Raw genomic sequence first — 10328 nt, forward strand, 5'->3', positions numbered from 1 at the left:
CTTTTTGGCCGGACCTCCTGCGATGCACTGGTTCGCCACCTGGTACTCGAAAAGCTTCCGCTGGATCGCCTCTTCCATTGTCATCCACGTAGTTTTCTTCGCTTGTTGGCTTGCCCAGCATCCCGATGCTTTGTAGAAGCAGCGCCAGTGCCGCGTTCACCTGCGGCAGATCACCAAGTTAAGCCCTACTCCCTGGATTACTGGTTGCGCGCCGTTATGCGCGCACGCCTAATACTAAACAGGCGACCGTCGAGGTAACCAATCAGTTGCTTAGCACTGGTCTTTTTGACCGTTTGGATGCCGTGGATCCCAATACTGGCCACAAGGTGGAAGCAATGTACCTTGTGGATACTTCCCACTAGTTATTGCCATGAAAGCCGGCCGCGGCTTATTCAGCTTTGTGGCTCGGCAACTTGAAATCAGTCACCCGATCGCAATGTTCCGGATCGTCTCCACACCCAGGAAGCCAAACCAGTTGATCAAGGCTCGCACAACCCTGCAGCATTGTGAGGTCAGGGTGCGCGGGCTGCGGCGTTGATTCCGTACGTCGCACTATCCGGCTATCGACGTCCAAGCTTTCCGCAATACTGTTTTCCAAGGATGAAAGCCCTGCATCAGTGCAGGACCGTCATGCCCGGAGCTCAATCTAGGGGTGAAGAGAGCTATCACCTGGTGGTGGTGGAGTGCCCCACTGATCTTCAAGCCATTTTTTGTATTCTTCACTAGCGCAATTAGCTAGGTTTTTCCCCTTAAGACTAGCAACGTAAGCCAGCTGGATTGCGTTGAGGAACTTACAAAGAAGCGCTTTTTCCTCGATATACGCCTTAAGAGCAAAAGCATTCCTCTTTGAGGAGACGCAAACGATAATTCCGTCGTGGTACACGACCCAAAAATCTGGCGTGATCGGCACCAACCCTTTGGCTAGATAGGCCTGTGATTCATCTAATTGTTTTACGACTACTTCAGTCATTGCTTGTTCCAATCGTGTGAAAGGTGAATCCCAACCAAAGATTTCAATGCCTCAACAAAAAGCCCAGCGCGATGGCTGGGCTTACGCAACTCAAGATATCTGTCGACTGTTGTGCCAGTAGAGGTACGCGAGGCCAATAGGGGCAATGAAAATCGCGAACGACCAGCACATGGCCATCGTGAAGCCTTTCACCATGAGCATAAGGATGGCGTTCACGAAGAACACATTCTCACCCATCACGTAACCCACAGCACTCTCGTATACAAATCGAGAATAGGGGTAAAGCAGCGTACAGACAATCGACATAAAAATCAGCCCCGGCTTAGCCATCAGTCCGGTCGGGCTATGCGCAGCGAGCGACAAAATCATAATCGCAAATAGCGACCCAAAAACAAGCTGACGGATGTAGTAGCTGGTTGTCAGCCCGCCAAAAGTCTTCGACAAAAACGACTGCATAAGATCCCTCTAAAACGCTGATTTGAATGACGGCCATCATAATAGCATCACCTTTCATAATCAAAGCTGGCGAGCTGAGCGTGAAGCATCTTAGTACTACGAATTGAAACTCAGGGTGCACGGGCTGCCGGCGTCGATTCCGCATGTCGCACTACTCGGCTATCGATGCGCAGGCCTTATCAAGGGCTGTCCTGGCTACAGGTAAATTCGAGGCAAAAAAGCCCCGCACAATGGCGAGGCCTCAAAACAAAAAGATCGCTCTTCAAAGGCCTTTCAGATCGATCAGGTCAAAGAGTTTCGAGCAGGTCGTGTCCAGTCCAAGTCAGAAGAAGAAAGCTCTGCGCGTGATCAGCAGTGAACTCACGTCTCAAATATCCGCCACCGACAAGAAGGTCAAGATGATAGTTGAAGGAATCTCCCATTGCGGGGTAATTGATCAGGGCAAGCTTTGCCATATCTGTATTCACCCCACGACTCTGGTCGTGCATTTCAACGAACTGCAGAATGCTCTTCGCAAAGTTTTTGTCGCGAACCATATCTTCACTCCCTTGGTAGATACGGAAAAGCCCGATCAATGTCGGGCTGCTTAATATGTATTTTTTCTGGTTTACTCGCGGCTTTCCGATTTACAGAAGATTACCGGGTTCCAGGCGGACGCCCTTGGCCTGGGTTAGGAGCAGGCTCTATCGGAGGAAAAGGGCCAGCACCACCACCTTGAGACGGGTCACTGTGATAGTTAGGTTTGGGTTGCGGTTTTGGCTTTTCCGTATCACCGCTTTTTACCGACTCATCCTTTTTCATCAGCTACACCTCACGCACAGGGAGCTATTAGTTCTAGCACAACTTTTTGCCAGCCCCGCCCCTTCTTGCAAAAAAAACTGGCGTTGGCCGGGCTCAGTTATTCGTGTGCGTATTGCGTGAATTGCGCACTTTGGGGAAAGTCCCCCCCGCAATATCAGCATCGCAATATGAGCAGCAGAACTTCCCGCAGGAATACATCCAGGCGCTGCTGGGCCACGCGGACGTCAAGATGACTGAACACTACCAGGCGGGTCATGGCGATGACGCCGTGGTGTACATGCGGGTGAGCGCCGATCTGAAGGTGTGATCGGTGGTCGTTTGCCCAAAGTATTCCCAAAGTTTGCCCAAACGACAGACAACAAAAAAGGGCCCACCTTTCGGTGAGCCCTTCTAGACCGCCCAGCAGAGCGGATTTTGTTTGGTAGGCGCGATTGGACTCGAACCAACGACCCCCACCATGTCAAGGTGGTGCTCTAACCAACTGAGCTACGTGCCTGCTGTGAGGCGGCATTCTACGGAATTCCGGAGGGGTGTCAACACCTTTTTTTCACCTAACCCTATGAATATGCAAAATATTTAATTTCGGGGCTCCGACGAAGATTTTCCGGCGGCTGGCGGAGGTTTTTCAACTCGGGTAGGATCGACGCACTCGTAAAATATATTAAACAGAGGCTGCAGGATGGCGAACACCCTTTACCCAGAGTCTTATTACGCTGCGTCGGCCAACGCCGTACCGCCCCGCCCTGTCTTGCAGGATGATGTGGAGACGGACGTCTGTGTGATCGGCGCCGGGTATACCGGATTGTCCTCTGCCCTGTTTCTGCTGGAAAACGGTTTTCGCGTCACCGTGCTGGAAGCGGCCAAGGTTGGTTTCGGCGCCTCAGGGCGCAATGGCGGACAGATCGTTAACAGTTATAGCCGCGACATCGACGTGATCGAGCGCAGCGTTGGCCCCAAGCAAGCGCATCTACTCGGACATATGGCGTTCGAGGGCGGCCGGATCATTCGCGAGCGTGTGGCCAAGTACAACATCCAGTGCGACCTGAAGGACGGCGGCGTGTTCGCAGCCCTTACCTCCAAGCAGATGGGCCACCTGGAATCGCAGAAGCGCCTCTGGGAGCGCTTCGGCCATACACAACTCGAATTGCTCGATCAACGCCGTATTCGCGAAGTGGTTGCCTGCGATCAGTATATTGGTGGCATGCTCGACATGAGCGGCGGCCACATCCATCCGCTGAACCTCGCGCTCGGCGAAGCGGCTGCGATTGAATCCCTCGGCGGTACTATCTATGAACAGTCACCCGCCGTGCGCATCGAACGCGGCGCCAACCCGGTGGTGCATACGCCGCAAGGCAAGGTCAGGGCCAAGTTCATTATCGTCGCCGGCAATGCCTACCTCGGCAACCTGGTGCCGGAGCTGGCAGCGAAATCAATGCCGTGCGGTACGCAGGTGATCACCACCGAGCCGCTGGGTGATGAGCTGGCGAAAACGTTGCTGCCACAGGATTACTGCGTTGAAGACTGCAATTACTTGCTCGACTATTACCGACTGACCGGCGACAAGCGCCTGATCTTCGGCGGTGGCGTGGTGTATGGCGCACGCGATCCGGCGAACATTGAAGCGATCATCCGCCCGAAAATGCTCAAGGCATTCCCGCAGCTCAAGGATGTAAAGATTGACTACGCCTGGACCGGAAATTTCCTGCTGACCCTGTCGCGCCTGCCACAGGTCGGACGCCTGGGCGACAACATCTATTACTCGCAAGGTTGCAGCGGCCATGGTGTGACTTACACGCATCTGGCCGGCAAGGTGTTGGCTGAGGCATTGCGCGGTCAGGCTGAGCGCTTCGATGCGTTTGCCGACTTGCCGCACTACCCGTTCCCTGGCGGGCAACTGTTGCGCACGCCGTTTGCCGCACTGGGCGCATGGTATTACGGGCTACGCGATAAATTCGGGATGTAAAAAAGGGCCGCTGATGCGGCCCTTTTTATTGAACATAGAACTCAGAGCTGATCCCGAGCAATCCCACTGCGGATGCGCAAGATATCTGCCAACACTGCCAAGGCAATTTCCGCCGGCGTCTTGCTGCCGAGGTTAAGACCGATCGGCGCATGAATCCGCGCCAACTCAGCCTCGCCCAAGCCGCCAATCCGACGTAACCGCTCAAAGCGCTTCTGCGAAGTCTGCTGCGAGCCCATCACGCCGATGTAGAACGCCTCGGTACGCACCGCTTCCATCATCGCCAGATCATCGATGCGCGGATCATGCGTCAGCGCCACCACCGCCGTATCACGATGACAGCCACCGTCAGCAATGAACACCGACGGCAATTGCCGACGAATTTCCACGCCATCCAGCACCACACCTTCAAGCACCTCGTCACGCGGATCGCAGAGAATCACCTCAAAACCCAATCCAACGGCAAACTCGGCACATGCCTGCGCCACACTGGAATACCCGGCGAGCAACAAACGCTGGGCCGCGCCGACACGAATGCGCACCCTATCAATCTCACGCTCGATCCGCGCACCCTGCTCGCGATCAGCGAACAGGCTACGCGCACCGCTGGCCAGATCGACCTCGCGAATCAAGCGGCGCTGACCGAGCAGCGCCGACTCCAATTCACGCAGATGCGCGTGCACCTCGCAGTCAGCGTCAAATTTCTCAACCAGCACATCGAGAATGCCGCCACAGGGCAGACTGACCCGCGAGCGCGGATCATCGCCCTCGCCGTAACGCACGACGTTGACCGCATCGATAAACGCACCTTCGGCGACGCGCTCAAGGAAATCCTCCTCGACGCAGCCACCCGACAGCGAGCCGATCCACTGTCCGCTGTCATTCACTGCCAGCAGCGAACCCGGCGCACGCGGTGCCGAACCGTAGGTCGTCAGCACGGTGCAGAGCCAGATGCGCTGCCCGGCCACCGACCACTCCAGCGCCCGACGAACCACTTGTAGATCGAGATGCTGCATGTCAGTGCACCTTGTGCTCGATGGACGGTGCGTCGGCTTGCAGTTTCTGTACGTCGCTCACTGCCAGTTCAGCCGACTGACCGCCCCAACCTTGACGCAAGTAGTTGAGCAGGTCGGTCAGTTGCTCAGGCTTGAGCTTGTCGGCGAAACCCGGCATCGGTTGCATGTGCTCGAAACCGGAGAACTTCTGCTCGCCGATACCATCCTCGATCACCCGCAACAGGTTGCGTGGGTCTTCCAGACGCAACGTGGTGTTGCCGCGCATGGCCACCGCAATATGCGGCTTGCCCTCGCCACCGACCGCATGGCAACCGGCGCAGACGTTCAGGTATTCCTGCTGACCGCGCTGGGCGCTGGCGCTGAGTTTCTCTACTGGCACTTCGACAAGGGCTTTGGCGGCTGGCGGTTTGTCGCCGAGCAGGAACGTCGCCATCGCTGCCAGATCGCTATCGTTCAGGCCTTGGGTGCTGTTATGGAACACCGGGAACATCTCGTTGAACATCGTCCCCTGCGCACTCATACCGTGCTTGAGGAAGGTGCCCAGATCCTGCTCGTTCCAGCCGCGAGCCGCCAGATCAGTGGCCAGCAGGCTCGGCGCCAGATAACCATTGAGGATGCCGCCGGTGAGGCGTTTATCCAACTGCATCGCACCCGGCAGACCACGTGGCGTGTGGCATTCACCGCAGTGACCAAGCACTTCGACCATGTACTGGCCGCGCTTCCAGGCTTCACTTTTGCCTTCGGCCGGCTCCAGTTTCAGCGCTTTGCCGTACATCATGTTCCAGCCGATCAGGCCCGGACGAACGTTGAAAGGGAAGCTCAGACTGGTGACCGGTGCTGCGCGCTCGATCGGCTCGATGGTTTTCAGGTACGCATGGATCGCATCCGAATCTTCACGCGGCATCAGGTGATACGAGGTGTACGGCATCGCCGGATAGAGGCTCGCGCCATCACGACGCTTGCCCTCGGTCAGCGCAGCGAAGAACTCGTCATCGTTGTACAAACCGATGCCGTGCTCTTTGCTCGGCGTGATGTTAGTGCCGTAGATCGTGCCGAACGGCGAGACGATCGGCAGGCCGCCAGCAAACGGCGCGCCTCCCGGTGCGGTGTGGCAGGCCATGCAGTCAGCGGCGCGAGCGAGATACTCGCCGCGCTTGACCTGATCATCGGCGTGGGCAAACACCATCGGCGCAGCGAGGCCGGCCGCCAGGGTCAGGCGGGTCAGAAAAAGCTTCATGCTTAACCCTCCTTGACCAGGCCGAGATCGGTCAGCACGTTGCGGGTGGCGTTGTAATAACGCACGTACCCGGTGCAACGGCAGACGTGGTGGCCGAGGCTGTCCTCGATGACTTGTTCGAGCTTGCTCTGCACGGTCGGCTGGCGCTGCAGTTTTTCAACCAGCACGGTCGCAGCATTAACGAAACCCGGGGCGCAGTAGCTGCACTGGAAAGCGAACTCGTCGACGAAGCGCTGCTGGATCGGGTTCAGCTCAGTGACCTGGCCGTTTTCGTCACGCGTGGCGTGGCTTTCGATGGTGCGGACTTTCTTGCCTTCGAAGTAATGCGCGCCAGTGATGCAGGTGCGCACTTCTTCGCTGGTGCCGTCCGGGTTATCGACGATCACCACGCAGGCGTGGCAGATACCCTGACCGCAGCCCAGACGAGAGCCGGTGAGGTTTTTGTATTCGTGCAGGTAGTCGATCATCGGCAGGTCATCAGGGATGTCCACCGGGCCGACGGATTGACCGTTGAGGGTCAGTTGAAGCGGACGGTTAGCCATTGAGGGCCTCCTTGATGCGCGTAGCAGTGATAGGCAGATCGCGAACACGTTTACCGATGGCGTGCGCCACGGCGTTACCGATGGCACCGACAATCGGGATCATCACCACTTCGGCGATGCCTTTGGACGGATCACTTGGCGACAGTGCCGGGAGAATCTCCGACGTCTGCTTCCACACGGCAACGTGGCGCGCCATCGGCAGACGGTAACGGTTGAAGTTCCAGTCACCCTCTCCCGGTCCACCTTCATACAGCGGCATTTCTTCCATCAAGGCGTGGCCGATGCCCATGGCGATACCGCCTTCGAGCTGGCCCTTGACCAATTCTTCGACCAATACGCGGCCGCACTCCACCCACGAATGGTGGTTGAGCACTTCGACTTCGGCAGACCCCTTGTTGACCTTCAGCTCGACCAGCGTGGCGACCGGGCTGTAGTAAGTCACAGCGGCGTTGTTGAGCTGGACAACCGGGTAATTGATGTTCTGGCGATCCAACAGGTGGAAACCAGACGTGGTCATCAACGCTTTCTTCGCTTTCGGCGCGCCGTCACCGTATTTCACGGCGAGACCATCGAGCGGCAGACGCTCGCGCACACCGTCGATGCTGTATTCAGCTTCAGCCCAGCTCCAGCGGTTGAATGCGTGAACGGTGGCACCGGTCACCAGACCACGCTCGTGAGCGTGTTTGGCCAGCTCTTCGAAGCTCAGCGGCTGCATGCCGTTGGCGGTGAGTTTGCCGTCAACCCAGTGCGCATCTTCGCGACGTACAACGTAAGGGTTGGCTTGACCGCCGTAAGGACCCTGACGCCAGATTTCCATGGCCGCCGGCCACAAACCGTTGTTGAACAGCACGCGTGCCGCTTCACGGGTGGCGTGGCTGAAATAGTAGGCAGAGTTGGTCGCCGACGAAGCCGAAGCCAGTTTGCCAACCCAACGTGGGTTGCGCAGCAGGTTGTCCTGCTCGGCCTGGCTCATGATGTAAGGGTTGCCGCTGGTGATCAGCTGCATTTCCTTCCATTCGGTTTCGCCGGTCTTCACTTCGTGCGCCGGGCTGCCGAGGAAATCGGCCACCACCAGGGCTTGCGAGGTGGACATGCCGGTGCCGATTTCGATACCGATGTGGCGCAGAGTAATGCGACCGTCAGCGGTGAATTCGATGCTGGCCATCGGCGCTTCAGAACCGGTGCCGAAGTCTTTCTGGCAGATGGCAAAACCGACGCCGTACCAGTTGTCCGGGTCGGCGGCTTCGCGCTGTTTTTTGATCGCGTCGCGGTTTTTCCAGACTTCGTGTACCGAGGCCTTGTCGAGAATTTCATGCAGGCGCAAAGCACCGGCCGGGATCGCGCCCTGGGTATTTTTCATGCCCGAACGCAGGGCGTTCTTGCGGCGCAGGTCGATGGCATCGACACCGAGGCGATTGGCGATTTCGTCGACCATCATCTCGGTCGCCGCCATGCTTTGCAGGGTGCCGTAACCGCGCATCGAACCCGCCTCAACACCACGCGAGTGGTAAGCGGTGACTTGCAGGTCGTTCTGCGGCATGTAGTAGATCGACTGCGCCGCCGTGGCGCCAACTGCCGCTACGGACGGGCTGTAGTTGATGCGGCCACCACCGTCGACGCTCATTTCGGCGCGGAAAATCTTGAAGCTGTAGTCGTTCTTGTCCACGGCCAGTTGGTAGCGAATGTCGAACGGGTGACGCTTGATGCCGCTCTGGAACTGCTCGTAGCGGTCGTTGGCCAAACGCACTGGCACACCGGCGCCGTACAACGCGGCGAGGGCTGCGTAGTAGACGAAGATGTTGTGGTCTTTGGAACCGTAACCCACGGTGTAACCCGGATGCATGTTGAGGTTGGCCAGGCCGAAGCGCGACGGCGAGATCATTTTTGCGGTCTCGGTCGCAGCTTCCAGTGGGCACTGGGTGGCTACCACGAAGTGCAGGGTCTTGGTTTTCGGGTCGTACCAGCCGTTGCCGTTATCCGGTTCCATGGCGGCCGGTTCGATCGACGGGGTTTTGTAGCGCTCGTCGAACACCAGCCAGTTGTCCGGCGGGGTATCGATCTCTTTCTTCATGCGGTCGGCGTAGAACAGGCCACGCTCGGTGAGGTTGCCGTGCAAGTTCGGCTGGGAATTCCATACCGGACGACGGTTCTTCAGCATCGGGAACAGGATCGAGTCCTTGAGGCTGGCGAATTCGTCTTCGTCGGCCGAGGTCGCGCCGCCGACGCGCACGTAGCGGAAGCTGCCGTAGGGGTCGCCTTCGTAGAACGGCACTTTGGCACCGTAACGAATCGCTTTGTCATTGAATTTGAGTTTGTTCTTCGCCTGACGGAAACGCTCGAAGTCGTTCCAGATCAGGATCGCCACCGGGTGACCGATGAACATCGGCACCTTGCCTTCCGGCAGCAGTGGATCCGGGGCGTGCTCTTCCGGGAAGACGATGCCGTCCTTGTCCAGATCCGCGGCGGTGACGATGCGGTCCGGCTGCAAATCGGCACCGAGCCACGACAGGTCGTAACCGGCGTAGATGCGGTCAGCCTTGATGGTTTTCAGCAACATGGCGTGGCCTTGCTGTTCAGGCCAGCCCGGCATGTCCTTGGAGCGGATGTCGCGGGCGAAGACTTTGCTGCCGCAGACCTTGGAGAGTGCGTCGTTACGCTGACGCGCCTTGCCGTTGTTGCCGAGCCACTTCTCGGACGGCACGGTGACAGTGTTTTCCATCAAGGCAGCCAGCGCCTGACTGCTGAGCGGCGTGAGCGTGACGCTCACACCCGCCACCAGCCCGCCCTGGAGGAACGAGCGCCGGGATATTTCACGGTTGGACATGGATCATCCTCTGGGCGGTTATGTGTCCGCCCTTCTGGTTATCTACTGGGGAATCTCGAGTCTTGCAGAAGCCCTTCTTGGCTAAACAAAAGGGCGTGTTGACAGTTCAAAGCTGACCGAAAGGTTAACTTTAAAGGTTTCTGCGCTCGCAGCAAACAACCAGTTACAAAAATTTGACTAAAGAATCAAAAAATCAATGCGACGTGGTAACGCATCTAGACCGCAGAGATAACTGGGCATGCCCATGTGGGAGCGAGCTTGCTCGCGAAAGCGTTGTGCCAGCCGATGCAAATTTTGAATATGCCGACGCCTTCGCGAGCAAGCTCGCTCCCACAGGGATTTGTGTAGGGCACAGGATGGAGGGGATAGAAGAAAAAAGCGGAAAAGCCAAATTTCGGACACAAAAAACCCCGGTCTTTCGACCAGGGTCTTTGCTATCGATTCCGAATCAACCAATGGCTGTTTTCGGTGCTTCAAGGCGTTCAGTGGTCCTTGGAGCAGATATGGCGCAGCGGACGGGAC

10 protein-coding genes and 1 tRNA gene are annotated in these 10328 nt (G+C 57.5%); 3 read left to right on the top strand and 8 right to left on the bottom strand.

From position 1 onward, the window contains the following. Positions 1–646: 646 nt before the first annotated feature. The 3 genes from FGA82_RS30460 to FGA82_RS30470 all read right to left on the bottom strand — a co-directional run bounded on the left by FGA82_RS30460 (position 647) and on the right by FGA82_RS30470 (position 1962). Positions 647–970: a hypothetical protein gene (locus FGA82_RS30460; protein WP_141129963.1), complete on the bottom strand. Its 324-nt coding sequence runs from the start codon at positions 968–970 to the stop codon at positions 647–649. A 90-nt stretch (positions 971–1060) separates the two neighbouring features. Continuing rightward, positions 1061–1426, bottom strand: a complete 366-nt coding sequence (locus tag FGA82_RS30465; protein ID WP_141129964.1) for a hypothetical protein — start codon at positions 1424–1426, stop codon at positions 1061–1063. A 287-nt stretch (positions 1427–1713) separates the two neighbouring features. Beyond that, a complete protein-coding gene (locus tag FGA82_RS30470) occupies positions 1714–1962 on the bottom strand; it encodes a DUF2513 domain-containing protein (RefSeq protein WP_141129965.1) in 249 nt (82 codons plus the stop codon). A gap of 377 nt (positions 1963–2339) precedes the next feature. Here FGA82_RS30470 and FGA82_RS30475 point away from each other — a divergent pair, with 377 nt between their 5' ends. Next, complete coding sequence (locus tag FGA82_RS30475; RefSeq protein WP_249384306.1) at positions 2340–2534, top strand: hypothetical protein; 195 nt, start codon at positions 2340–2342, stop codon at positions 2532–2534. Between the two features lie 112 nt (positions 2535–2646). Here FGA82_RS30475 and FGA82_RS30480 read toward each other — a convergent pair. Continuing rightward, positions 2647–2723: transfer RNA gene (locus FGA82_RS30480), tRNA-Val, on the bottom strand. Between the two features lie 183 nt (positions 2724–2906). Here FGA82_RS30480 and FGA82_RS30485 point away from each other — a divergent pair. Next, a complete protein-coding gene (locus FGA82_RS30485; protein ID WP_141129966.1) occupies positions 2907–4190 on the top strand; it encodes an NAD(P)/FAD-dependent oxidoreductase in 1284 nt (427 codons plus the stop codon). Positions 4191–4231: 41 nt separating this feature from the next. Here FGA82_RS30485 and FGA82_RS30490 read toward each other — a convergent pair whose 3' ends face one another. From FGA82_RS30490 to FGA82_RS30505, 4 genes are read right to left on the bottom strand one after another with little or no spacing between them, the layout of a single operon-like run. Beyond that, positions 4232–5203, bottom strand: coding sequence for an XdhC family protein (locus tag FGA82_RS30490; RefSeq protein WP_141129967.1), 972 nt, complete (start codon positions 5201–5203; stop codon positions 4232–4234). Position 5204: 1 nt separating this feature from the next. Further along, positions 5205–6440, bottom strand: coding sequence for a c-type cytochrome (locus FGA82_RS30495; protein ID WP_141129968.1), 1236 nt, complete (start codon positions 6438–6440; stop codon positions 5205–5207). A gap of 2 nt (positions 6441–6442) precedes the next feature. Continuing rightward, a complete protein-coding gene (locus FGA82_RS30500) occupies positions 6443–6982 on the bottom strand; it encodes a (2Fe-2S)-binding protein (RefSeq protein ID WP_141129969.1) in 540 nt (179 codons plus the stop codon). Then, a complete protein-coding gene (locus FGA82_RS30505; RefSeq protein ID WP_141129970.1) occupies positions 6975–9806 on the bottom strand; it encodes a xanthine dehydrogenase family protein molybdopterin-binding subunit in 2832 nt (943 codons plus the stop codon). Before FGA82_RS30505 ends, FGA82_RS30500 begins: the two co-directional genes overlap by 8 nt. A 275-nt stretch (positions 9807–10081) precedes the next feature. Here FGA82_RS30505 and FGA82_RS32345 point away from each other — a divergent pair. Beyond that, positions 10082–10328 (top strand): hypothetical protein (locus FGA82_RS32345; RefSeq protein ID WP_212760559.1); only part of this gene is annotated, 247 nt, incomplete at its 3' end.

Source organism: Pseudomonas fluorescens (assembly GCF_005938625.1).
GTDB classification, from domain to species: Bacteria; Pseudomonadota; Gammaproteobacteria; order Pseudomonadales; family Pseudomonadaceae; genus Aquipseudomonas; species Aquipseudomonas fluorescens_BD.